This is a genomic window from Pseudomonas sp. GM18, from assembly GCF_000282195.1.
Taxonomy (GTDB): domain Bacteria; phylum Pseudomonadota; class Gammaproteobacteria; order Pseudomonadales; family Pseudomonadaceae; genus Aquipseudomonas.
On sequence record NZ_AKJT01000103.1, the window covers coordinates 19,261 to 40,479 of the forward strand.

Here is a 21,219-nt window from a genome sequence, read left to right on the forward strand (position 1 = left end):
CCTGTGGGAGCTGCCGCAGGCTGCGATCCTTTGGTTTTGAAGAACCCGAAATCAAAAGATCGCCTGCGGCAGCTCCTACGGGTATGTGTTGATTCCAGATAAGGAAATGGCCATGTCTGTAGCGGTGATTCAAATGGTCAGCCAGAGCGACGTGCTGGCCAATCTGGCCCAGGCCCGTCGTCTGCTTGAGCAGGCGGCGTCCGGTGGCGCGCAGCTTGCCGTGCTGCCGGAAAACTTCGCCGCCATGGGCCGTCGCGACATTGCCGACATCGGCCGCGCCGAAGCCTTGGGTGAAGGCCCGATCCTGCCATGGTTGAAACAGACCGCCCGCGACCTCAAGTTATGGATAGTGGCCGGCACGTTGCCGCTGCCGCCGGTGGATCAACCGACGGCCAAAGCCCATGCGTGCTCGTTGCTGGTCGATGATCAGGGCGAGACCGTGGCGCGGTACGACAAGCTGCATCTGTTCGACGTGGACGTGGCGGACAATCGCGGGCGTTATCGCGAGTCCGATGACTATGCTTATGGCAGTGGCGTGGTGGTCGCCGATACGCCGGTCGGCCGAGTCGGCCTGACGGTGTGTTACGACTTACGATTTCCGGAGCTGTATAGCGAATTGCGTGCTGCCGGCGCGGAGCTGATTACCGCTCCGTCGGCCTTTACCGCAGTAACCGGCGCGGCCCATTGGGACGTGCTGATTCGTGCACGGGCCATCGAGACTCAATGTTATGTGCTCGCGGCCGCCCAGGGTGGTACTCATCCGGGACCACGAGAAACCTATGGTCATGCCGCGATTATCGACCCATGGGGGCGGGTGCTGGCACAACAGGATCAGGGCGAGGCCGTGCTGCTGGCCGAACGCGACAGCAGCGAACAGGCGTCCATCAGGGCGCGGATGCCGGTGTCCACTCACCGGCGCTTTTTCTCGCAGGGCGCTCAGCGACCTGCATCAGAACGACGAATTTAAGGCGTAAAGCATATGAGCGAGTTGTTGTCCTCTGTCAGTGAACACCTCCTGGCGCCCGGCGGCGTAACGATCGAGAGCCTGCAAGGTGTGCTCGGCGATCTGGCCGGCCCGGGCATCGATGCCGCCGACCTGTACTTCCAAGGGCAGATTTCCGAGTCCTGGGCGCTGGAAGACGGGATCGTCAAGGAAGGCAGCTTCAACCTCGACCAGGGTGTCGGCGTGCGTGCGCAATCGGGTGAAAAAACCGGCTTCGCCTACAGTAATGCGATCACCCTCGAAGCGCTGGGCGCGGCGGCCCGTGCGGCCCGTTCGATCTCCCGGGCTGGGCAGAATGGCACCGTGCAGGCGTTCACCACCCAGGATGTCGCCCAATTGTACGGGCCGGACAACCCACTGGAAGTGATGACCCGCGCGGAGAAAGTCGAGCTGCTCAAGCGCATCGATGTGGCGACCCGCGCCCTCGACCCGCGTATCCAGCAAGTCACCGTGAGCATGGCCGGGGTCTGGGAGCGGATTCTGATTGCCTCTACCGATGGCGGGCTGGCGGCGGATGTACGGCCGCTGGTGCGTTTCAACGTCAGCGTGATCGTCGAGCAGAACGGTCGTCGTGAACGCGGCGGTCATGGCGGTGGCGGTCGTACCGACTACCGCTATTTCCTCAGCGAAGACCGCGCGATGGGCTATGCCCGTGAAGCGTTGCGTCAGGCGCTGGTGAACCTGGAAGCCATCCCGGCGCCGGCCGGTACGTTGCCGGTGGTGTTGGGTTCGGGTTGGTCCGGCGTGTTGCTGCACGAAGCCGTCGGCCATGGCCTGGAAGGCGATTTCAACCGCAAGGGCAGTTCGGCCTACAGCGGGCGCATGGGCGAGATGGTTGCATCGAAGCTTTGCACCATCGTCGATGACGGCACCCTCGCCGGGCGCCGAGGTTCGCTGAGCGTCGACGACGAAGGCACGCCGACCGAGTGCACCACACTGATCGAAAACGGCGTGCTCAAAGGTTATATGCAGGACAAGCTCAACGCGCGCCTGATGGGTGTGGCCCGCACCGGCAACGGTCGTCGCGAATCCTATGCGCACCTGCCGATGCCGCGCATGACCAACACTTACATGCTCGGTGGCGAAAGCGACCCGGCGGAAATCATCGCCTCGGTGAAAAAAGGCATCTACTGCGCCAACCTCGGCGGCGGTCAGGTAGACATCACCAGTGGCAAGTTCGTGTTCTCCACCAGCGAGGCGTACCTGATCGAAGACGGCAAGATTACTGCCCCGGTCAAAGGCGCGACGTTGATCGGCAACGGGCCGGAAGCCATGAGCCGTGTGTCGATGGTTGGTAACGATCTGGCGCTGGATAGCGGTGTGGGAACGTGTGGCAAGGATGGGCAGTCGGTGCCGGTGGGTGTCGGGCAGCCAACGCTGAAGATTGATGCGATCACTGTGGGTGGCACAGGCGCCTAAGGGATGGAGCTTCGGGTGAGTTGCAAGGCAACTCACCCGATTCGAGAGTTAACGCAAACCGCGTTGAGTCTCGTCCAGCTCACGGATGTACTTGAAGATTTTACGGCTCGAAGCCGGTGGCTTGTTGGTCGCCAGTTCGTGCTGGGCCTGACGGATCAGGGAGCGCAATTGTTGACGATCGGCCTCCGGGTAATCGACGACGAACTTCTCCAGGACGGCGTCGTCGCCTGCGATCAAACGATCGCGCCAGCGTTCCAGGCCGTGGAAACGTTCGTTGTACTGCCGGGTGGAGGCATCGAGTTGATCGAGCAGAGTGAGAATGGCGCCAGTGTCCTGATCGCGCATCAGCTTGCCGATGAACTGAAGGTGCCGTTTACGCGCGATGTTCGCGGTGTGCTTGGGCGCATCGGCCAGTGCCCGGCGCAAAGCGTCGGTCAACGGCAGTTTTGCCAGCAGGTCAGGCTTGAGTGTTGTAAGGCGCTCGCCGAGGTCAACCAGAGCATGCAGCTCGCGTTTGACCTGGGATTTGCTTTTTTCTCCCGTATCGAGGGAGTCGTCGTAAGAATCAACCATGGTGGCCGTCCGCAAAGAAACGCCGCCATGATAACCAGTCGGGGGCCGCTTGTCCGGCCCGGTCGCTCGATGACCGTTACCGAAAGCAGAATTTGAGTGGAGAACAGCATGAGTGCAGTTGAAAGCGTCGGCCCACAAGCGTTGCCGGCACTGCAAGAGCAAGTCGAGCAGATCATTGCTGAAGCCAAGCGCCAGGGCGCCAGTGCCTGTGAAGTGGCGGTGTCGCTGGAGCAGGGCCTGTCGACCACGGTGCGTCAGCGGGAAGTCGAAACCGTTGAGTTCAACCGCGACCAGGGCTTTGGCATCACTTTGTATGTAGGGCAGCGCAAAGGCTCGGCCAGCACCTCGGCCAGTGGCCCGGAAGCGATTCGTGAAACCGTCGCTGCCGCACTCGCGATCGCCAAACACACATCGGAAGATGAAGCCGCGGGCCTGGCGGATGCCGCGCTGATGGCCAAGGACCTGCAGGATTTCGACCTGTTCCATCAATGGAACATCACCCCGGAGCAAGCCATCGAGCAAGCCCTGGCCTGTGAAGCGGCGGCATTTGCCGCCGACAGCCGGATCAAGAATGCCGACGGCACTACCCTCAGCACTCACCAGGGCTGCCGGGTTTACGGCAACAGCCACGGTTTTGTTGGCGGTTATGCCTCGACCCGGCACAGCCTAAGCTGCGTGATGATTGCCGAAGCCGACGGGCAGATGCAGCGCGATTACTGGTACGACGTGAACCGGCAGGGCAACTTGCTAGCTTCTCCAGAGAGCATCGGCCAGCGTGCCGCGCAACGGGCGGCGAGCCGCTTGGGCGCGCGCCCGGTGCCGACTTGCGAAGTGCCGGTGCTGTTTTCCGCGGAACTGGCCGGCGGTTTGTTCGGCAGTTTCCTCTCGGCGATTTCCGGCGGCAGTCTGTATCGCAAATCGTCGTTCCTCGAAGGCACCCTGGGGCAGAAACTGTTCCCGGAATGGCTGACCATCGATGAACGTCCGCATTTGATGCGTGCTCTGGGCAGTTCGGCCTTCGACGGCGATGGCCTGGCAACCTACGCCAAGCCGTTTGTGGAGAAGGGTGAACTGGTGTCCTACGTACTTGGTACTTACTCCGGCCGCAAGCTGGGCATGCCGAGCACTGCCAACGCCGGCGGCGTGCACAACCTGTTCGTCACCCACGGCGACGAAGATCAGGCGGCCTTGCTGCGCCGCATGGGCCGTGGCCTTTTGGTTACTGAGTTGATGGGGCAGGGCCTGAATATGGTCACTGGCGATTACTCCCGTGGCGCGGCGGGTTTCTGGGTCGAGAACGGCGAAATCCAGTTCGCGGTCCAGGAAGTGACTATTGCCGGCAACATGCGCGACATGTTCAAGCAGATCATTGCGGTCGGCAATGACCTGGAATTGCGTAGCAACATTCGCACGGGTTCGGTGTTGATTGAGCGGATGACGGTTGCGGGTAGCTAAACTTCGACCGCTGTAAAAAAGCGCGCCACCCAATCGGGTGGCGTTTTTTTTGGGGGGATCAAAAGATCGCAGCTTTCGGCGGCACCCACAGGCGCGTAGGAGCTGCCGAAGGCTGCGATCTTTTGATCTTTATCCGCGCACTTGTTTTGGTTCTCATTATCATCTAATAATAAATCTCATTACCGAATGAGCCCGGATTATGAGTTCTGCCTTGCACGAGCAGCCTTACCTCGAAAGCTGGCGCTGGATGAGTCGCCAGATCCGATGTGCCATGGACCCCGACGAGCCGCGCCTGATCGAACATTACCTGGCCGAAGGCCGGTATCTGGCCTGTTGTACGGCGACCTCACCCTGGACCATCGCCGAAACCTCCTTCCGTTTATTGCTCGACACCGCTGCTGACGTCGCGCTGCCGTGGCACTGGCGGACCTACTGCCTGGATCAGGCCTGGCGTCCGTTGCGTGATCTGGAACGCCTCTCCCTCTGCAAGTGCCGCCTCAAGCGCTGGCAACGCTACACCTGGCAACTGGCGACCTGCGAGTTGCAACCCTCGATTCCTCTCATAGAACTGGTGCAAGGATTCCCCGATGAGTAACACTCGTATCGAACGCGACAGTATGGGCGAGTTACAGGTTCCGATTGATGCCTTGTATGGCGCGCAAACCCAGCGCGCGGTGGATAACTTCCCGATTAGCGGCAAACCGATGCCCGTGCAGTTCATCCGGGCGCTGATTCTGGCCAAGGCCGCGGCCGCCCGTGCCAACGTCGAACTCAAACAGATCAGCGAATCTCAGGGCAAAGCCATCGTTGACGCCGCTCAAGGCTTGCTCGAAGGCGATTTCATGCAGCACTTTCCGGTGGATATTTTCCAGACCGGTTCCGGCACCAGTTCCAACATGAACGCCAACGAAGTGATCGCCACCCTGGCCAGTCGTTTGTTGGGCGAGCCGGTGAATCCCAACGATCACGTCAATTGCGGCCAGAGCAGCAATGACATCATCCCGACCACCATCCACGTCAGCGCCGCGTTGACCTTGCATGAGCAGTTGCTGCCGGCGCTGCTGCATCTGGTGCAGGTGATCGAACGCAAGGCCGAGCAGGTTCATCCGTTTGTCAAAACCGGGCGCACCCATTTGATGGATGCCATGCCGGTGCGCATGAGTCAGGTGCTCAATGGCTGGGCGCAACAGCTCAAGGCCAATATCGCTCACTTGCAGGATTTGCTGCCAAGCCTGCAATCCCTGGCCCAGGGCGGCACGGCGGTGGGCACCGGGATCAACGCCCATCCGCAGTTTGCGGCGCGTTTCAGCCAGCAGCTCAGCCATCTGACTCAAGTGCAATTCACGCCGGGCAGGGACCTGTTTGCGCTGATCGGTTCGCAGGACACGGCGGTCAGCGTTTCCGGGCAGCTCAAGGCCACGGCAGTTTCTCTGATGAAGATTGCCAACGACCTGCGCTGGATGAATTCCGGTCCATTGGCCGGTCTCGGTGAAATCGAACTCGAAGCCTTGCAGCCGGGCTCATCGATCATGCCCGGCAAGGTCAACCCGGTGATCCCGGAGGCCACCGCGATGGTCGCCGCTCAAGTGATCGGCAACGACACAGTCATCACCGTCGCCGGTCAGTCGGGCAATTTCGAGCTGAACGTCATGCTGCCGATCATCGCCCAGAACCTGCTGAGCAGTATCGAATTACTGGCCAACGCCAGCCGTCTGCTGGGTGACAAGGCCATTGCCAGCTTTACGGTCAATGAAGCCCGGATCAAGGAAGCTTTGTCGCGTAATCCGATTCTGGTCACCGCCCTAAACCCGATCATTGGCTACCAAAAAGCCGCCGAAATCGCCAAGAAGGCTTATCAGCAGGGCAGGCCGGTGATTGATGTCGCCCTGGAACACACCGACCTGACACGCAACCAGCTTGAGGTTTTGCTTGATCCGGAAAAGCTCACCGCAGGCGGCGTGTAATCACTGCTAGCGCTTTGGAGGCTCACCATGGAGTACTGGAAACGCACGATCGAAAGAGCAAATCGCTGCTTCATGCTGGGCGAGCTGGTCGATGCCCGCGAGGCTTACTTGCAGGCATTGGCCCTGGCGCAGGTGTTGTTCGAGCGCTGGGCGGATGCCGACGAAGCGGTGGCGGCCTGCGTGATTTCCCACCACAACCTGGCAGACCTGCACTTGCGTCTGAACCAGCCGGAGGAGAGCGCCGAGTACCTGTGCGCAATCCATCAACGGCTGTTGCAGACCATGCAGGACCCGCGACTGTCACCGGCCCTGCGTGAAGCCGCGCTGCGCCAGAGCAGCAAAACCTACGTCGAACTGCTGAGTTTCATCAGTGAACACGGCGAGTATCCGCGCACCCAGCGACTGCTACGCACCGAAAAGTCGCCCGCGCATCAGCCTGCGCCCCTACAACATGGAGTTCATTGAAATGGCTTTTACCTTGCCTGCCTTGCCGTACGCTTACGACGCCCTGGAACCGCACATTGATGCGCAGACCATGGAAATCCACTACACCAAACACCACCAGACCTACATCAATAACCTTAACGCTGCAGTCGAGGGCACCGAATTCGCCGAATGGCCCGTGGAAAAACTGGTGGCAGCTGTCCAGCAATTGCCGGAAAAACTACGTGCAGCGGTGATTAATCAGGGCGGTGGGCATGCCAATCATTCGTTGTTCTGGGAAGTCATGGCGCCCAGCGATGGTGGCAAGCCTGAGGGTGCGCTGGCCAGGGCGATCGACGAGCAATTGGGTGGCCTCGATAGCTTCAAGGAGGCTTTCACCAAAGCCGCGCTGACCCGCTTCGGCAGCGGCTGGGCGTGGCTGAGTGTGACGCCGCAAAAGACTTTGATCGTTGAAAGCAGCGGCAATCAGGACAGCCCATTGATGAGCGGCAATACGCCGATCCTCGGCCTGGATGTCTGGGAGCACGCTTATTACCTGCGTTATCAGAACCGCCGTCCGGAATACATCAATGCGTTCTACAACGTGATCAATTGGCCCGAAGTTGCTGCGCGCTATCAGGCTGCACTGGCTTAAAGGGCTGACTATGGGCACTGAAACACTGGCGATCGGCAGTGGGCGGATGTTTCGTTACGCACTGGGGTCGCTGTTGCTGCTGGCGGGCATGACGTTATTGGTTGCCCAAGGGCTGACATGGCTGGATCTCGAACCGAAACTGCAGCGCGCCCTGCAAGGTGGGGTGATCTGCGCCTTGGGCACCGCCTTGGGCGCGGTGCCGGTGCTGGTGATTCGGCGGATGCCTCAGACGCTCAGCGACACACTGCTGGGTTTCGGGGCCGGAGTGATGCTTGCGGCGACGGCGTTTTCGCTGATCGTTCCGGGCATTGCCGCGGCCGAGAACCTCGGGCTGACGCCTTGGGCGGCCAGCGGCCTGATCAGCTTCGGCATCATGCTGGGCGCTTTCGGGCTGTTTCTGGTGGATCGCAAAGTGTCTGGCGCCACACCTGAGATGCTCGTGGGGACGCTGGAACGACCGGTGATTCCGCCGCGAATCTGGTTGTTTGTGTTTGCCATCATCGCCCACAACATCCCCGAGGGCATGGCGGTCGGTGTCTCGGCCGGGGGTGGCATGCCGGACGCCGACAGCCTGGCCATGGGCATCGCCTTGCAGGACGTGCCGGAAGGGCTGGTGATCGCGTTGGTATTGGCCGGCGCAGGGATGTCGCGGTTCAAGGCGTTCCTGATCGGCGCCGCATCAGGGGTGGTCGAACCGGTCTTTGCGCTGTTGTGCGCGTGGCTGGTGAGCCTGGCCGAACTGCTGTTGCCGTTGGGATTAGCACTGGCGGCCGGGGCAATGTTGCTGGTGGTGACTCGCGAAGTCATCCCCGAGTCGCGCCGCCATGGTCACGACAAATTGGCCAGCCTTGGGCTGCTGATCGGGTTTTGTCTGATGATGGTGATGGATACGGCGTTGGCCTAGGGCTGCTACAGGGCGAGCATTACTCGCCCTCGTCGAAGAAGTTATTGATCAGCGCCACCAGCGCATCCAGCGCTTCCTGCTCTTGTTCACCTTCGGTTTTCAGGTGGATTGTGGTGCCTTTGCCCGCGGCCAGCATCATCATGGCCATGATGCTTTTGCCGTCGACCATCGTCTCCGGAGTGCGGCCGGCCCTGATCTGGCACGGGAACTGCCCGGCCACCCCGACGAACTTTGCAGATGCGCGGGCATGCAGGCCCAGCTTGTTGATGATTTCGATTTCCAGAGCAGGCATCGCGATGTGAATCCTTTAGCTGAGGTCGCGGTGGCGAACCTGGACGTTCTTCAGGGATTGTTGCAGGACCTGACCCAGACGTTCGGTCAGGTAGACGGAGCGGTGATGCCCGCCGGTGCAGCCAATGGCAATGGTGACATAGGCGCGGTTGCTGGCGGCAAAGCGGGGTAGCCACTTGAGCAAGTAGGAGGAAATGTCCTGGAACATCTCTTCGACATCCGGCTGCGCCGCCAGGTACTCGGCCACCGGTTGATCGAGCCCGGACTGTGCCCGCAGCTCCGGTTTCCAGTAAGGGTTGGGCAGGCAGCGCACGTCGAACACCAGATCGGCGTCCACCGGCATGCCACGCTTGAACCCGAAAGACTCCACCAGAAACGCAGTACCGGGCTCCGGCTGATTCAGCAGGCGCAGCTTGATGGTATCGCGCAGCTGATACAGGTTCAGACTGGTGGTGTTGACCTTGAGGTCGGCCAGATCGGCGATCGGCCCCAGCAGATTGGTTTCGTCCTCGATTGCCTCCGCCAGCGAGCGATTGGCGCTGCTCAGCGGGTGACGACGGCGGGTTTCCGAAAAACGTTTGAGCAGGGTTTCTTCATCGGCGTCCAGATACAGCACATCGCACTGGATATGCCGGCTGCGGACTTCTTCCAGCAATTCGGGAAACCGTGACAGATGGCTCGGCAAGTTGCGTGCATCGATGGACACGGCCACCAGCGGTTGTGCCAGTTCGGTATGAATCAGCGCGCGTTCGGCCAGTTCCGGCAACAGGCCGGCAGGCAGGTTGTCGATGCAGTAATAGCCGTTGTCCTCGAGAACATCGAGGGCAGTGCTTTTACCGGAGCCGGAGCGGCCGCTGACGATGATCAGGCGCATGATTAGTGACCGTTTTGCTCGTTCAGGACAACCTTGTACAAGGCTTCGTTGCTCGGGGCGCTGCGCAGTTTTTCACGCACCTCCTTGCGATCAAGCATGCTGGCGATCTGGCGCAGCAGCTCCAGGTGCGCATCGGTGGCTGCTTCCGGGACCAGCAGTACAAATAGCAGGTCAACCGGGGCACCGTCGATGGCGTCGAAATCGATGGGTGCATCCAGGTGCATCAAGGCACTGATGGGCGATTCGCAGCCCTTGAGGCGGCAGTGGGGGATGGCGATACCGTTGCCAAAACCGGTGGAACCGAGTTTTTCACGGGCGACCAGACTCTCGAAGACATCCTGCATGGCCAGATCCGGCACTTCGCGATGGATGAGGTTGGCAATTTGCTCGAGGGCTTTCTTTTTACTGCCGCCCGGCACGTTCACGAGGGAACGGCCGGGGGTCAGGATGCTTTCAAGTCGGATCATGGGTTGGGAGTGTTAACGACCGGTAGCGCCCTGGAGGAGGCTCTGGGTCTTTTCCTTATGCTTTTTGAGTTGTTTATCCAGCTTGTCGGTCAGTGCGTCGATCGCTGCGTACATATCGGTATGTTCCGCGTTAGCGACCACTTCATTCCCGGGAATATGCAGTGTGGCTTCGATTTTCTGCTTGAGCTTCTCGACCGTCATCGTGACCTGCACGTTGGTGATCTTGTCGAAATGCCTCTCTAATCGTTCGAGTTTTTCGCCGATGTAGGTGCGAAGAGGTTCGGTCACTTCCAGTTGGTGTCCACTGATGTTGACTTGCATACAGCTTCTCCTTCGTTGCCAGTGCATAAAGCGGTAGATCAGATGATCTACCACTGGAACGCTGTGGCGTGGCTCTACATCAACCGCTTACGTTCGCTCGAAGGCGCGATCCCGAGGGATTCGCGGTACTTGGCGACGGTGCGGCGAGCCACCTGAATGCCTTGTGCCTCCAGTAAACCAGCGATCTTGCTGTCACTCAACGGCTTTTTCTGATTTTCCGCGGCAACCAGTTTTTTGATGATCGCGCGGATCGCCGTGGACGAGCATTCACCGCCTTCGGAGGTGCTGACGTGGCTGGAAAAAAAGTATTTCAGTTCATAGATGCCCCGTGGGGTATGCATGAATTTTTGCGTGGTCACCCGTGAAATCGTCGATTCGTGCATGCCCACCGCTTCGGCGATGTCATGCAGCACCAACGGCTTCATGGCCTCGTCGCCGTACTCCAGGAAGCCGCGTTGATGCTCGACGATCTGGGTGGCCACTTTCATCAGGGTTTCGTTGCGGCTTTGCAGGCTCTTGATGAACCAGCGAGCCTCCTGCAGCTGATTACGCATGAAGGTGTTATCGGCGCTGGTATCGGCGCGACGTACGAAGCCGGCGTATTGGGCGTTGACCCGCAGGCGCGGTACCGACTCCTGGTTCAGCTCCACCAGCCAGCGCTCGTTGTCCTTGCGCACGATCACGTCGGGAACGACGTATTCGGCTTCGGTGGACTCGATTTGCGAACCCGGGCGCGGGTTGAGGCTCTGGACCAGTTCGATCACCTGGCGCAGTTCATCTTCCTTGAGCTTCATGCGGCGCATCAGCTGGCTGTAGTCGCGGCTGCCAAGCAGGTCGATGTAATCGGTGACCAGGCGCTTGGCCTCGGTCAGCCAAGGGGTCTTGGCGGGCAGTTGGCGCAGTTGCAGCAGCAGGCATTCACCGAGGTTGCGGGCGCCGATACCGGCGGGCTCGAATTGCTGGATGCGGTGCAGGACCGCTTCGATTTCGTCCAGTTCGATGTCCAGTTCCGGATCGAAGGCCTCAAGGATTTCCTCGAGGGTTTCGTCCAGATAGCCCTGATTGTTGATGCAGTCGATCAGGGTCACAGCGATCAGGCGATCGGTGTCGGACATCGGTGCCAGGTTCAGTTGCCAGAGCAAATGGCTTTGCAGGCTTTCACCGGCCGAAGTACGGGTGGTGAAATCCCACTCGTCGTCATCGTTGCTCGGCAGGCTGCTGGCGCTGGTCTGGTAGACGTCTTCCCAGGCGGTATCGACAGGCAATTCATTGGGAATGCGCTCGTTCCAGTCGCCTTCCTCAAGGTTATCCACCGTCGGGGCGGTTTCCTGGTAGGAGGGTTCCTGAATGTCGGCGCTGGGTTGCTGTTCGGCTTTGTCGGCCAAGGGGTCGGCGTTATCGAAGTCGTCGCCTTCTTCCTGGCGTTCGAGCATCGGATTGGACTCCAGGGCCTCCTGGATTTCCTGTTGCAGGTCCAGGGTCGACAATTGGAGCAGGCGGATGGCCTGTTGCAGCTGCGGTGTCATCGTCAGCTGCTGGCCCATTCTCAAGACTAGCGATGGTTTCATGGCAGGGGCTTAACACCTTATTCGCCGGCGCACATGCGCCATCCACTACAGGGCGCCGAAGCGCCAAACATAAGCAAATTATATGCCTGAAACTGAAGTGTTTGCCTAGAGCGCTGTAACAATAAAAAACTATTGATTTTTTATTGAGACGAGCACCGAGGCGACTGGCCAGGCACCTCAGTGCTTACAGGCGGAACTCATGGCCCAGATACACTTCCTTGACCAGTTCGTTGGCCAGGATGGTGGCGGAGTCACCTTCAGCGATCAGCTGGCCATCGTTGACGATGTAGGCGGTTTCGCAGATGTCCAGGGTTTCACGGACGTTGTGGTCAGTGATCAGCACGCCAATGCCTTTGGCCTTGAGGTGATGGATGATCTGCTTGATGTCGCCCACCGAGATCGGGTCCACGCCGGCGAAGGGTTCGTCGAGGAGGATGAATTTCGGGTTGGTGGCCAGTGCCCGGGCGATTTCCACCCGGCGGCGTTCACCACCGGACAGGCTCATGCCAAGGCTGTCACGGATGTGGTGGATGTGAAACTCCTGCAGCAGGCTTTCCAGCTCTTTGCGGCGACCGGCCTTGTCGAGTTCCTTGCGGGTCTCGAGGATGGCCATGATGTTGTCGGTCACCGACAGTTTGCGGAAGATCGACGCTTCTTGCGGAAGATAGCCGATACCGGCCTTCGCGCGACCGTGCATCGGCTGGTGGCTGACGTCCAGGTCATCGATCAGTACGCGACCCTGATCGGCCTGTACCAGGCCGACAATCATGTAGAAGCAGGTGGTCTTGCCGGCGCCGTTGGGGCCGAGCAGGCCGACGATCTGGCCGCTGTCGATCGACAGGCTGACGTCGCGCACGACCTGGCGGCTTTTATAGGCCTTGGCCAGGTGCTGAGCTTTCAGAGTTGCCATTACTGGGTTTTCTCGTCGGTTTTCTTCTTCGGCTGGATCACCATGTCGATGCGCGGACGCGCCTCGGTGACCTTGTTGCCGGTAGCGCGACCGGCGCTGGCCAGTTTTTTCACCGTGTCATAGACGATTTTTTCGCCCTGAGTGACGTTGTTGTCCTTGTCGACAACTTTGGCCTTGTCGATCAGTACGACGCGGTTTTGCGCGGCGTGATATTGGATGGTCACGCCCCAACCCTGAACCGGCTTGGTATCGCCAGCAGTTTGCACCTGCTCGAAGTACGCCAGGTTGCCCACCGAGGTCACCACGTCGATGTCGCCAGTCGGGGTGCGAGTGATGGTCACGGTGTTGCCGGTGACCTTCATCGAGCCCTGGGTGATGATCACGTCACCTTTATAGGTGGCAACGCCATTCTTGTCGTCCAGTTGGGCGTCGTCGGCCTGAATGCGGATAGGCTGCTGCTGATCGTTCGGCAGAGCCCAGGCGCTCACGCTTCCCAGTGCTGCGCCCAGACTGAGCAAAATAGGGAGAGTTTTAACGAGCCTCATACTGTCCTCTTACGTTCGATAGCAGGTGTATCCTGCTTTCTTTCAAGTACGCTTTCATTCCGTTGCCTGTCGATACACCGCCGGCGCCGTCGATTCTAACGGGTTGCTCGGTCTGCGCATATTGCTGCTGCGGGAACACTGTCATACGGGTGGTGGTAATCAGGGTTTTGCGGTTTTTCTCGTCGAAACGCGTGATACGTACCGAGTCAATCAGCTCAACCTGAGTGCCGTCCGGGTTGACTTCGCCGCGCTCGCTCTGGACGTGCCAGGGGAACTCGGTGCCGCGAAACATGTTCAGGTCAGGATTGGTCAGCAACGTCACTTCGGTCGCCTTCAGGTGTTCGACCTTGTCCGAGGTCATCTCGTATTGCAGTTTGCCATCGGGCAGATACTGCACACTGTGGGCGTTGGTGGCGTAGTAATCGATCATGGTTTCATCGACATGCGCCACTTGCTTGTCGAGGAAGCGTTCCGGGCTGATGTTCCAGTAGCCGACCGCAGCGAATAGCGCTGCGATGCAACCGAATATCAGGATGTTGCGAATCTTTTTGCTCAGCATGATGGGCTCACAGGTACGCGGCGTTGGCCGCATCGAGGCGGCCCTGGGCGCGCAGGATCAATTCGCAGAATTCGCGCGCGGCACCCTCGCCGCCGCGGGCCAGGGTGATGCCGTGGGCGTGTTCGCGCACGAAGCTGGCGGCGTTGGCCACAGCCATGCCCAGGCCGACGCGGCGAATCACCGGCAGGTCCGGCAGGTCGTCGCCGAGGTAGGCCACTTGTTCATAGCTTAGGTTGAGTTGGGCAAGGAGCTCGTCGAGCACCACCAGTTTGTCTTCGCGACCCTGATACAGGTGTGGAATGCCAAGATTCTTCGCCCGCCGTTCGACCACCGGGGTCTTGCGGCCGCTGATGATAGCGGTCTGCACGCCGGCTGCCATCAACATCTTGATGCCTTGGCCGTCGAGGGTGTTGAAGGTCTTGAACTCGCTGCCGTCTTCGAGGAAGTACAGGCGCCCGTCGGTCAGCACGCCGTCGACGTCGAATACCGCCAGTTTGATCTGTTTGCCGCGTTGCAGCAGGTCTGTGCTCATTACATTACTCCCGCGCGCAGCAAATCGTGCATGTTCAAGGCGCCGACCGGACGGTCTTCGCTGTCGACCACGACCAGCGCGTTGATCTTGTGGTCTTCCATGATTTTCAGCGCCTCGGCGGCAAGCATCTCTGCACGTGCGGTCTTGCCGTGAGCCGTCATGACCTGGTCGATGGTGGCACTGTGGATGTCGATGCTGCGGTCCAGGGTGCGACGCAGATCGCCGTCGGTGAAGATCCCGGCGAGTTTGCCGTCGGCTTCCAGGATCACGGTCATGCCCAGGCCCTTGCGGGTCATTTCCATCAATGCGTCCTTGAGCAGGGTGCCGCGCTGAACCTGCGGCAACTCTTGCCCGGCGTGCATGACGTTTTCCACTTTCAGCAGCAGGCGTCGGCCAAGCGCGCCGCCGGGGTGGGAAAAGGCGAAATCTTCAGCGGTAAAGCCGCGGGCTTCCAGCAGTGCCACCGCCAGGGCATCGCCCATCACCAGGGCGGCGGTGGTCGAGGAGGTGGGCGCCAGGTTCAATGGGCAGGCTTCGTGCTCGACATGAACGTTGAGGTTGACCTCGGCAGCCTTGGCCAGCGCTGAGTCGGGATTGCCGGTGACGCTGATCAATTTGATGCCCAGGCGCTTGATCAGTGGCAGCAGGGTGACGATTTCATTGGTGGAGCCGGAGTTCGACAGTGCCAGGATGATGTCGTCACGCGTGATCATGCCCATGTCGCCGTGGCTGGCTTCGGCTGGATGCACGAAGAACGCCGTGGTGCCGGTGCTGGCCAGGGTGGCGGCAATCTTGTTGCCGATATGCCCCGATTTGCCCATGCCGACCACGACTACGCGGCCTTTGCTGGCCAGAATCATCTCGCAAGCGCGTACGAAATCTGCGTCGATATGGGGTAGCAAGCCTTGCACGGCCTCCAGTTCGAGACGGATGGTGCGTTGTGCAGAATGAATCAGGTCGCTGGATTGGCTCATGTCAGAAATCGTATAGCCTGATGAAAAGGCGGCGATTATAACGGTAATGATCAAAACCCTCACGCAAGTTCGTCGCGCTTTGTCATTCCTTGTTACCGAAACCCTCTAAATAGATGATTTCAGGTGGTCATGTTGCTGAACGTGCCCGGCTTGGGCCTTGGGCGCTTGGCCTTTGCAGTGATATAGTTCGCCGCCAGTTCGGCCTGCCCGGGGAGGTATGTGCTTTCGTCAGAAGGCCAGGCGTCCGAGTGAGAGGCTGCATCGCAAGGAGTTTAGATGAGTGCCGATAACGCCTACGCGGTCGAGCTGAAGGGACTGACCTTCAAGCGCGGTGCGCGCAGCATTTTCAATAACGTCGATATCCGCATCCCACGCGGCAAGGTCACCGGCATCATGGGGCCTTCCGGGTGTGGCAAGACCACGCTGTTGCGGCTGATGGGGGCACAATTGCGCCCCACCAGCGGCGAAGTGTGGGTCAACGGCCAGAACCTGCCAACGTTGTCGCGCAGCGATTTGTTCGATGCGCGCAAGCACATGGGCGTGCTGTTTCAGAGTGGCGCACTGTTTACCGATCTCGATGTGTTCGAGAACGTCGCCTTTCCGCTGCGCGTTCATACCGCGCTGCCGGAAGAAATGATTCGCGACATTGTCCTGCTCAAATTGCAGGCCGTGGGCTTGCGTGGCGCCATCGACCTGATGCCTGACGAATTGTCCGGCGGCATGAAGCGTCGAGTCGCGCTGGCCCGGGCGATTGCCCTCGATCCGCAAATTCTCATGTATGACGAGCCCTTTGTCGGCCAGGACCCGATCGCCATGGGCGTGCTGGTGCGCCTGATCCGCCTGCTCAACGATGCGCTGGGCATCACCAGTATCGTGGTTTCCCATGATCTGGCCGAGACCGCAAGCATTGCGGACTACATCTATGTCGTCGGCGAAGGTCAGGTGTTGGGGCAGGGGACTCCCGAGGAATTGATGAATTCGCAGGAACCACGGATTCGCCAGTTCATGACTGGCGAACCCGACGGCCCGGTCGCATACCACTTTCCAGCGACGGATTACCGCGCAGATCTTCTGGGGAAGCGCTGATGCGCAAGATTTCACTAATAGAAAGAGTGCGCCGTTTCGGCCACGCCGGCATCGATGTGCTGGCGGTGTTCGGGCGTTCGGCGCTGTTCCTGTTTCATGCCTTGCTCGGTCGTGGCGGCATCGGCGGCGGTTTTGGTCTGCTGGTCAAGCAGCTGCACTCGGTGGGCGTGATGTCCCTGGTGATCATCGTGGTCTCCGGGGTGTTCATCGGCATGGTGCTGGCGCTGCAGGGCTTCAATATTCTGTCCAGCTACGGTTCGGAGCAGGCGGTCGGGCAGATGGTTGCGCTGACGCTGCTGCGTGAGCTGGGGCCAGTGGTCACGGCCTTGCTGTTCGCCGGGCGCGCGGGTTCGGCGCTGACCGCCGAAATCGGCAACATGAAGTCCACCGAGCAACTGTCCAGCCTGGAAATGATCGGGGTCGACCCGCTCAAGTACATTATTGCCCCGCGCCTGTGGGCCGGCTTCATTTCCCTGCCGGTGCTGGCAATGATTTTCAGCGTGGTGGGTATCTGGGGCGGTTCGTGGGTGGCCGTCGACTGGTTGGGGGTCTATGAAGGCTCCTACTGGTCGAACATGCAAAACAGCGTGACGTTTGTCGACGATGTGCTCAACGGCATTATCAAAAGCATCGTTTTTGCCTTCGTCGTGACCTGGATCGCCGTATTCCAAGGCTATGACTGCGAGCCCACTTCCGAGGGTATCAGTCGTGCCACTACCAAGACCGTGGTGTACGCCTCTCTGGCGGTACTCGGCCTGGACTTTATTTTGACCGCCTTGATGTTTGGAGATTTCTGATGCAAAACCGCACCCTGGAAATCGGTGTCGGCCTTTTCTTGCTGGCTGGCATCCTGGCTTTGCTGTTGCTTGCGTTGCGGGTCAGTGGTCTGTCCCCGAGCCCGAGCACCGATACTTATAAACTTTATGCATATTTCGATAATATCGCCGGTTTGACGGTCAGAGCTAAAGTGACCATGGCCGGTGTGACCATTGGCAAGGTCACGGCGATCGATCTGGACCGTGACAGCTTCACCGGTCGGGTGACCATGCAACTGGAAAAGCGCGTAGATAACCTGCCGACTGACTCCACTGCATCTATCCTGACCGCTGGCCTGTTGGGTGAGAAATACATCGGTATCAGCGTGGGCGGGGAACAAGCCCTGCTCAAGGATGGTGGAACCATCCACGACACGCAGTCGTCGCTGGTGCTTGAGGACCTGATCGGTAAATTTCTACTCAATACCGTTAGCAAAGACGCCAAATGAGGAGCTTTTCAATGATCTCTATCTTGCGACGTGGCCTGTTGATATTGCTCGCGGCCTTGCCGTTGATGGCTAACGCCGTGGCGGCGCCTTCCGCGCACGATCTGGTACAGGACACCACCACCCGGCTGTTGGCGGATCTTTCCGCCAACAAAGAAAAGTACAAGCAGGATCCGCAAGGCTTTTATGCGGCCCTGAACACCATCGTTGGCCCTGTAGTGGATGCCGAGGGCATTTCCAAGAGCATCATGACGGTCAAGTACTCGCGCAAAGCCACGCCTGAGCAAATGCGCACGTTTGAAGAAAACTTCAAGAAAGGCCTGTTTCAGTTCTACGGCAATGCCCTGCTGGAGTACGACAACCAGGGCATCATCGTCGACCCTGCCAAGGATGAGTCGGGAGACCGTACAAGCGTTGGCATGACGGTCAAAGGCAGCAGCGGCGCGATCTATCCTGTGTCTTACACACTCGAGAAGATCAACGGCGAGTGGAAGCTGCGCAACGTGATCATCAACGGCATCAACATTGGCAAGCTGTTCCGCGATCAGTTCGCTGATGCGATGCAGCGCAATGGCAACGACCTGGACAAGACCATCAATGGTTGGGCCGGGGAAGTCGCCAAAGCCAAGGAAACCACCGAAAAAGCTGTCGAGAAGAAAGCCCAATGAGTGAGTCGGCCATTCGCATGAGCGAAACCGGCGAGCTACGGCTCAGCGGCGTGCTGGATTACCGGACAGGCCCGGACCTGCGCAAGCAGGGGCAGGCGCTGATCAAGTCCAGCAACGCGGCTGCGCTGGTGGTCGATTGCTCCGCGGTGGAGAAGTCCAGCAGCGTCGGCTTGTCGCTGCTGCTGTGTTTCATGCGCGATGCCCAGGCGGCCGGCAAGGCCCTGAGCATTCGTGCGATGCCCGACGATATGCGCGAAATCGCTCAGGTCAGTGAGTTGACCGAGCTGTTGGCGCACCCCTGAACCGCATCTATAAAGAAGCCCCCCGTCAGAGTCCTGCTTCGCGGGGTTCGCAGGCGCGGGGCTTTTTTGTATGATGTCCGACCCGCGCGCACAGGGCGCCGATTGAGGTTGAGCATGCAGGCCAACGAAGTGAAGAGCTTTCTTGAAGGAAAGCTGCCCGGAGCTCAGGTAGAAGTTGAGGGCGAAGGCTGCAACTTTCAGCTGAACGTGATTAGCGATGAACTGGCGGCGTTGAGCCCGGTGAAGCGTCAGCAGAGCATCTATGCCCATTTGAACCCGTGGATTGTCGATGGCAGCATCCATGCGGTCACTATGAAATTTTTCAGCAGCGCGGCCTGGGCCGAGCGCACCTGAGCCCAAGGGCGTCGAGATTCTTATGGATAAACTGATTATTACCGGTGGCGCTCGTCTTGATGGCGAGATCCGCATTTCCGGGGCAAAGAACTCTGCCCTGCCGATCCTGGCTGCCACCTTGCTGTGCGATGGCCCGGTGACCGTGGCCAACTTGCCGCACCTGCACGACATCACCACCATGATCGAGCTGTTCGGTCGCATGGGCATTGAGCCTGTGATCGACGAGAAGCTCAGCGTCGAAATCGACCCACGCACCATCAAGACCCTGATCGCGCCGTACGAACTGGTTAAAACCATGCGCGCCTCGATCCTGGTACTGGGCCCGATGGTTGCCCGTTTCGGTGAAGCCGAAGTCGCACTGCCTGGCGGTTGCGCCATTGGTTCGCGCCCGGTTGACCTGCACATCCGTGGTCTTGAGGCCATGGGCGCGGTCATCGACGTCGAAGGCGGCTACATCAAGGCCAAGGCCCCTGAAGGCGGCCTGCACGGTGCGCACTTCTTCTTCGATACCGTCAGCGTGACCGGTACCGAGAACATCATGATGGCGGCCGCTCTGGCCAAGGGCCGCAGCGTTCTGGCCAACGCCGCTCGCGAGCCTGAAGTCGTCGACCTGGCGAACTTCCTGAACGCCATGGGCGCGAAGGTTTCCGGCGCCGGCACCGACACCATCACCATCGATGGCGTCGAGCGTCTGCACACCACCACTTACAAAGTGATGCCTGACCGTATCGAGACTGGCACCTACCTGGTGGCCGCAGCGGTCACCGGCGGGCGTGTGAAGGTCAAGGACACCGATCCGACCATCCTCGAAGCCGTTCTGGAAAAACTTCGTGAATCGGGCGCCGAAATCACCACCGGTGAAGACTGGATCGAGCTCAACATGCACGGCAAGCGGCCGAAAGCCGTCAACGTGCGGACCGCTCCATACCCGGCGTTCCCGACCGACATGCAAGCGCAGTTCATCTCCCTCAACGCCATTGCCGAAGGCACCGGTGCGGTGATCGAGACGATCTTCGAAAACCGTTTCATGCACGTTTACGAACTGCACCGCATGGGCGCGCACATCCAGGTCGAAGGCAACACTGCCATCGTCACCGGCATCGAAAAGCTCAAGGGCGCGCCAGTCATGGCCACCGACCTGCGTGCTTCGGCCAGCCTGGTGATCTCGGCGCTGATCGCCGAAGGCGATACCCTGATCGACCGCATTTACCACATCGACCGTGGTTATGAGTGCATCGAAGAGAAACTGCAGATGCTCGGCGCCAAGATCCGCCGCGTACCGGGCTAGTTTCTGCTGTATGGGCGCAGGGACGTGCCCGTTGATTTGTTGAAGTCGAGCCTGTTTCAGGCTCGATGTGTGTTCGGCGCCATTTGCGACCGGGCATGAGTACCTTGATAAGGACTGACGTTTCCCATGTTGACTATCGCACTGTCCAAGGGCCGCATCCTTGACGACACTTTGCCGCTTCTGGCTGAAGCGGGCATCGTGCCGACCGAGAATCCGGACAAGAGCCGCAAGCTGATCATCCCCACGACCCAGGCCGATGTGCGCTTGCTGATCGTGCGTGCCACCGATGTGCCGACCTATGTCGAGCATGGTGCCGCCGACCTGGGCGTCGCCGGTAAAGACGTGCTGATGGAATACGGCGGCCAGGGGCTGTACGAACCACTGGACCTGCAAATCGCCCAGTGCAAACTGATGACGGCCGGTAAAGTCGGCGCAGTCGAGCCCAAGGGCCGTCTGCGCATTGCCACCAAGTTCGTCAACGTCGCCAAGCGCTACTATGCCGAACAGGGTCGTCAGGTCGACATCATCAAGCTCTACGGCTCGATGGAACTGGCGCCGCTGATCGGTCTGGCGGACAAGATCATCGACGTGGTCGACACCGGTAACACGCTGCGGGCCAATGGCCTGGAGCCACAGGATTTCATCGCTGCCATCAGCTCCCGTCTGATCGTCAACAAAGCGTCGATGAAAATGCAGCATGCCCGTATCCAGGCGTTGATCGACACCCTGCGCAAGGCAGTGGAGTCTCGACACCGCGGCTGATTCACCTGCGCGACCTTGAGTCGCGCCCGTCTATCCGCCTCATAGCCAGAATTCTCGGGTG

Annotated in this window: 27 protein-coding genes; 16 read left to right on the top strand and 11 right to left on the bottom strand. The window is 59.7% G+C overall.

Going from position 1 to position 21,219, the window contains the following annotated elements; translation table 11 throughout:
• Nucleotides 1-112: 112 nt before the first annotated feature.
• Nucleotides 113-967, top strand: coding sequence for a carbon-nitrogen hydrolase family protein (locus PMI21_RS03835; RefSeq protein WP_007941228.1), 855 nt, complete (start codon nt 113-115; stop codon nt 965-967).
• A 12-nt stretch (nt 968-979) separates the two neighbouring features.
• On the top strand, nt 980-2,422 hold the full coding sequence (tldD, locus tag PMI21_RS03830; RefSeq protein ID WP_007941229.1) for a metalloprotease TldD: 1,443 nt from the start codon (nt 980-982) through the stop codon (nt 2,420-2,422).
• A 48-nt stretch (nt 2,423-2,470) separates the two neighbouring features.
• On the opposite strand, the gene yjgA is transcribed toward tldD, so the two are convergent.
• Nucleotides 2,471-2,995 carry a ribosome biogenesis factor YjgA gene (yjgA, locus tag PMI21_RS03825; RefSeq protein WP_007941230.1) on the bottom strand — a complete coding sequence of 175 codons (525 nt, stop codon included), beginning with the start codon at nt 2,993-2,995 and terminating at the stop codon, nt 2,471-2,473.
• 108 nt (nt 2,996-3,103) lie between these two features.
• On the opposite strand from yjgA, the gene pmbA reads away from it, so the two are divergent.
• The 6 genes from pmbA (at nt 3,104) to PMI21_RS03795 (ending at nt 8,396) form a co-directional block, all read left to right on the top strand.
• On the top strand, nt 3,104-4,450 hold the full coding sequence (gene pmbA, locus PMI21_RS03820) for a metalloprotease PmbA (protein ID WP_007941232.1): 1,347 nt from the start codon (nt 3,104-3,106) through the stop codon (nt 4,448-4,450).
• Nucleotides 4,451-4,649: 199 nt separating this feature from the next.
• The gene (locus PMI21_RS03815) at nt 4,650-5,045 is read left to right on the top strand and encodes a hypothetical protein (protein ID WP_007941233.1); all 396 of its coding nucleotides are present in this window, start codon (nt 4,650-4,652) and stop codon (nt 5,043-5,045) included.
• Nucleotides 5,038-6,414 (top strand): class II fumarate hydratase, encoded by a 1,377-nt coding sequence (locus PMI21_RS03810; RefSeq protein ID WP_007941235.1) that lies wholly within the window; start codon nt 5,038-5,040, stop codon nt 6,412-6,414. Before PMI21_RS03815 ends, PMI21_RS03810 begins: the two co-directional genes overlap by 8 nt.
• 27 nt (nt 6,415-6,441) lie before the next feature.
• Entirely contained in the window at nt 6,442-6,879 is a 438-nt protein-coding gene (locus PMI21_RS03805) for a hypothetical protein (RefSeq protein ID WP_007941236.1), read from the top strand.
• Nucleotide 6,880: 1 nt separating this feature from the next.
• Nucleotides 6,881-7,492, top strand: coding sequence for a superoxide dismutase (locus PMI21_RS03800; RefSeq protein ID WP_007941237.1), 612 nt, complete (start codon nt 6,881-6,883; stop codon nt 7,490-7,492).
• Between the two features lie 10 nt (nt 7,493-7,502).
• Entirely contained in the window at nt 7,503-8,396 is an 894-nt protein-coding gene (locus PMI21_RS03795) for a ZIP family metal transporter (RefSeq protein ID WP_007941238.1), read from the top strand.
• Nucleotides 8,397-8,415: 19 nt separating this feature from the next.
• Here PMI21_RS03795 and PMI21_RS03790 read toward each other — a convergent pair whose 3' ends face one another.
• From PMI21_RS03790 to PMI21_RS03745, 10 genes are all read right to left on the bottom strand, one after another.
• Entirely contained in the window at nt 8,416-8,688 is a 273-nt protein-coding gene (locus PMI21_RS03790) for an HPr family phosphocarrier protein (RefSeq protein ID WP_007941239.1), read from the bottom strand.
• A 15-nt stretch (nt 8,689-8,703) separates the two neighbouring features.
• A complete protein-coding gene (gene rapZ / locus PMI21_RS03785; protein WP_007941240.1) occupies nt 8,704-9,561 on the bottom strand; it encodes an RNase adapter RapZ in 858 nt (285 codons plus the stop codon).
• Between the two features lie 2 nt (nt 9,562-9,563).
• Nucleotides 9,564-10,028 (bottom strand): PTS IIA-like nitrogen regulatory protein PtsN, encoded by a 465-nt coding sequence (gene ptsN, locus PMI21_RS03780; RefSeq protein ID WP_007941241.1) that lies wholly within the window; start codon nt 10,026-10,028, stop codon nt 9,564-9,566.
• 12 nt (nt 10,029-10,040) lie between these two features.
• Nucleotides 10,041-10,349: a ribosome hibernation-promoting factor, HPF/YfiA family gene (hpf, locus tag PMI21_RS03775; protein WP_007941242.1), complete on the bottom strand. Its 309-nt coding sequence runs from the start codon at nt 10,347-10,349 to the stop codon at nt 10,041-10,043.
• A 74-nt stretch (nt 10,350-10,423) separates the two neighbouring features.
• Entirely contained in the window at nt 10,424-11,917 is a 1,494-nt protein-coding gene (locus PMI21_RS03770; RefSeq protein ID WP_033064206.1) for an RNA polymerase factor sigma-54, read from the bottom strand.
• Nucleotides 11,918-12,101: 184 nt separating this feature from the next.
• Nucleotides 12,102-12,827 (bottom strand): LPS export ABC transporter ATP-binding protein, encoded by a 726-nt coding sequence (lptB, locus tag PMI21_RS03765; protein WP_007941245.1) that lies wholly within the window; start codon nt 12,825-12,827, stop codon nt 12,102-12,104.
• A complete protein-coding gene (gene lptA, locus PMI21_RS03760) occupies nt 12,827-13,372 on the bottom strand; it encodes a lipopolysaccharide transport periplasmic protein LptA (RefSeq protein ID WP_007941246.1) in 546 nt (181 codons plus the stop codon). Before lptA ends, lptB begins: the two co-directional genes overlap by 1 nt.
• Nucleotides 13,359-13,931, bottom strand: coding sequence for an LPS export ABC transporter periplasmic protein LptC (gene lptC, locus PMI21_RS03755; RefSeq protein WP_007941247.1), 573 nt, complete (start codon nt 13,929-13,931; stop codon nt 13,359-13,361). Before lptC ends, lptA begins: the two co-directional genes overlap by 14 nt.
• A gap of 7 nt (nt 13,932-13,938) precedes the next feature.
• On the bottom strand, nt 13,939-14,463 hold the full coding sequence (locus tag PMI21_RS03750; RefSeq protein WP_007941249.1) for a KdsC family phosphatase: 525 nt from the start codon (nt 14,461-14,463) through the stop codon (nt 13,939-13,941).
• The gene (locus tag PMI21_RS03745) at nt 14,463-15,437 is read right to left on the bottom strand and encodes a KpsF/GutQ family sugar-phosphate isomerase (RefSeq protein ID WP_007941250.1); all 975 of its coding nucleotides are present in this window, start codon (nt 15,435-15,437) and stop codon (nt 14,463-14,465) included. Before PMI21_RS03745 ends, PMI21_RS03750 begins: the two co-directional genes overlap by 1 nt.
• A 276-nt stretch (nt 15,438-15,713) precedes the next feature.
• Between PMI21_RS03745 and PMI21_RS03740 the strand changes: the two genes are divergently transcribed.
• The 8 genes from PMI21_RS03740 to hisG all read left to right on the top strand — a co-directional run bounded on the left by PMI21_RS03740 (nt 15,714) and on the right by hisG (nt 21,158).
• Nucleotides 15,714-16,523, top strand: a complete 810-nt coding sequence (locus PMI21_RS03740) for an ATP-binding cassette domain-containing protein (RefSeq protein ID WP_007941251.1) — start codon at nt 15,714-15,716, stop codon at nt 16,521-16,523.
• Nucleotides 16,523-17,320: a lipid asymmetry maintenance ABC transporter permease subunit MlaE gene (gene mlaE, locus PMI21_RS03735; protein WP_007901556.1), complete on the top strand. Its 798-nt coding sequence runs from the start codon at nt 16,523-16,525 to the stop codon at nt 17,318-17,320. The genes PMI21_RS03740 and mlaE overlap by 1 nt, the downstream gene beginning before the upstream one ends.
• Nucleotides 17,320-17,787: an outer membrane lipid asymmetry maintenance protein MlaD gene (mlaD, locus tag PMI21_RS03730; RefSeq protein ID WP_007941252.1), complete on the top strand. Its 468-nt coding sequence runs from the start codon at nt 17,320-17,322 to the stop codon at nt 17,785-17,787. The genes mlaE and mlaD overlap by 1 nt, the downstream gene beginning before the upstream one ends.
• Before the next feature lie 11 nt (nt 17,788-17,798).
• Nucleotides 17,799-18,452, top strand: a complete 654-nt coding sequence (locus tag PMI21_RS03725; protein WP_007941253.1) for an MlaC/ttg2D family ABC transporter substrate-binding protein — start codon at nt 17,799-17,801, stop codon at nt 18,450-18,452.
• Nucleotides 18,449-18,754: an STAS domain-containing protein gene (locus tag PMI21_RS03720; RefSeq protein WP_007941257.1), complete on the top strand. Its 306-nt coding sequence runs from the start codon at nt 18,449-18,451 to the stop codon at nt 18,752-18,754. The genes PMI21_RS03725 and PMI21_RS03720 overlap by 4 nt, the downstream gene beginning before the upstream one ends.
• 114 nt (nt 18,755-18,868) lie before the next feature.
• Nucleotides 18,869-19,108: a BolA family protein gene (locus tag PMI21_RS03715; protein WP_007941258.1), complete on the top strand. Its 240-nt coding sequence runs from the start codon at nt 18,869-18,871 to the stop codon at nt 19,106-19,108.
• A gap of 22 nt (nt 19,109-19,130) precedes the next feature.
• Complete coding sequence (murA, locus tag PMI21_RS03710) at nt 19,131-20,396, top strand: UDP-N-acetylglucosamine 1-carboxyvinyltransferase (protein ID WP_007941259.1); 1,266 nt, start codon at nt 19,131-19,133, stop codon at nt 20,394-20,396.
• Nucleotides 20,397-20,522: 126 nt separating this feature from the next.
• Nucleotides 20,523-21,158: an ATP phosphoribosyltransferase gene (hisG, locus tag PMI21_RS03705; RefSeq protein ID WP_007941260.1), complete on the top strand. Its 636-nt coding sequence runs from the start codon at nt 20,523-20,525 to the stop codon at nt 21,156-21,158.
• Nucleotides 21,159-21,219: the final 61 nt, after the last annotated feature.

What these genes read in the sequence shown, in the direction of transcription:
- rapZ (WP_007941240.1), bottom strand. Translation starts at nt 9,561, where the DNA reads ATGCGCCTGATCATCGTCAGCGGCCGCTCCGGCTCCGGTAAAAGCACT.
- PMI21_RS03740 (WP_007941251.1), top strand. Translation starts at nt 15,714, where the DNA reads ATGAGTGCCGATAACGCCTACGCGGTCGAGCTGAAGGGACTGACCTTC.
- PMI21_RS03715 (WP_007941258.1), top strand. Translation starts at nt 18,869, where the DNA reads ATGCAGGCCAACGAAGTGAAGAGCTTTCTTGAAGGAAAGCTGCCCGGA.
- PMI21_RS03815 (WP_007941233.1), top strand. Translation starts at nt 4,650, where the DNA reads ATGAGTTCTGCCTTGCACGAGCAGCCTTACCTCGAAAGCTGGCGCTGG.
- PMI21_RS03800 (WP_007941237.1), top strand. Translation starts at nt 6,881, where the DNA reads ATGGCTTTTACCTTGCCTGCCTTGCCGTACGCTTACGACGCCCTGGAA.
- tldD (WP_007941229.1), top strand. Translation starts at nt 980, where the DNA reads ATGAGCGAGTTGTTGTCCTCTGTCAGTGAACACCTCCTGGCGCCCGGC.
- PMI21_RS03810 (WP_007941235.1), top strand. Translation starts at nt 5,038, where the DNA reads ATGAGTAACACTCGTATCGAACGCGACAGTATGGGCGAGTTACAGGTT.
- pmbA (WP_007941232.1), top strand. Translation starts at nt 3,104, where the DNA reads ATGAGTGCAGTTGAAAGCGTCGGCCCACAAGCGTTGCCGGCACTGCAA.
- mlaE (WP_007901556.1), top strand. Translation starts at nt 16,523, where the DNA reads ATGCGCAAGATTTCACTAATAGAAAGAGTGCGCCGTTTCGGCCACGCC.
- lptC (WP_007941247.1), bottom strand. Translation starts at nt 13,931, where the DNA reads ATGCTGAGCAAAAAGATTCGCAACATCCTGATATTCGGTTGCATCGCA.
- hpf (WP_007941242.1), bottom strand. Translation starts at nt 10,349, where the DNA reads ATGCAAGTCAACATCAGTGGACACCAACTGGAAGTGACCGAACCTCTT.
- hisG (WP_007941260.1), top strand. Translation starts at nt 20,523, where the DNA reads ATGTTGACTATCGCACTGTCCAAGGGCCGCATCCTTGACGACACTTTG.
- PMI21_RS03835 (WP_007941228.1), top strand. Translation starts at nt 113, where the DNA reads ATGTCTGTAGCGGTGATTCAAATGGTCAGCCAGAGCGACGTGCTGGCC.
- PMI21_RS03725 (WP_007941253.1), top strand. Translation starts at nt 17,799, where the DNA reads ATGATCTCTATCTTGCGACGTGGCCTGTTGATATTGCTCGCGGCCTTG.
- mlaD (WP_007941252.1), top strand. Translation starts at nt 17,320, where the DNA reads ATGCAAAACCGCACCCTGGAAATCGGTGTCGGCCTTTTCTTGCTGGCT.
- PMI21_RS03790 (WP_007941239.1), bottom strand. Translation starts at nt 8,688, where the DNA reads ATGCCTGCTCTGGAAATCGAAATCATCAACAAGCTGGGCCTGCATGCC.
- lptB (WP_007941245.1), bottom strand. Translation starts at nt 12,827, where the DNA reads ATGGCAACTCTGAAAGCTCAGCACCTGGCCAAGGCCTATAAAAGCCGC.
- lptA (WP_007941246.1), bottom strand. Translation starts at nt 13,372, where the DNA reads ATGAGGCTCGTTAAAACTCTCCCTATTTTGCTCAGTCTGGGCGCAGCA.
- PMI21_RS03745 (WP_007941250.1), bottom strand. Translation starts at nt 15,437, where the DNA reads ATGAGCCAATCCAGCGACCTGATTCATTCTGCACAACGCACCATCCGT.
- ptsN (WP_007941241.1), bottom strand. Translation starts at nt 10,028, where the DNA reads ATGATCCGACTTGAAAGCATCCTGACCCCCGGCCGTTCCCTCGTGAAC.
- PMI21_RS03805 (WP_007941236.1), top strand. Translation starts at nt 6,442, where the DNA reads ATGGAGTACTGGAAACGCACGATCGAAAGAGCAAATCGCTGCTTCATG.
- PMI21_RS03795 (WP_007941238.1), top strand. Translation starts at nt 7,503, where the DNA reads ATGGGCACTGAAACACTGGCGATCGGCAGTGGGCGGATGTTTCGTTAC.
- yjgA (WP_007941230.1), bottom strand. Translation starts at nt 2,995, where the DNA reads ATGGTTGATTCTTACGACGACTCCCTCGATACGGGAGAAAAAAGCAAA.
- murA (WP_007941259.1), top strand. Translation starts at nt 19,131, where the DNA reads ATGGATAAACTGATTATTACCGGTGGCGCTCGTCTTGATGGCGAGATC.
- PMI21_RS03720 (WP_007941257.1), top strand. Translation starts at nt 18,449, where the DNA reads ATGAGTGAGTCGGCCATTCGCATGAGCGAAACCGGCGAGCTACGGCTC.
- PMI21_RS03750 (WP_007941249.1), bottom strand. Translation starts at nt 14,463, where the DNA reads ATGAGCACAGACCTGCTGCAACGCGGCAAACAGATCAAACTGGCGGTA.
- PMI21_RS03770 (WP_033064206.1), bottom strand. Translation starts at nt 11,917, where the DNA reads ATGAAACCATCGCTAGTCTTGAGAATGGGCCAGCAGCTGACGATGACA.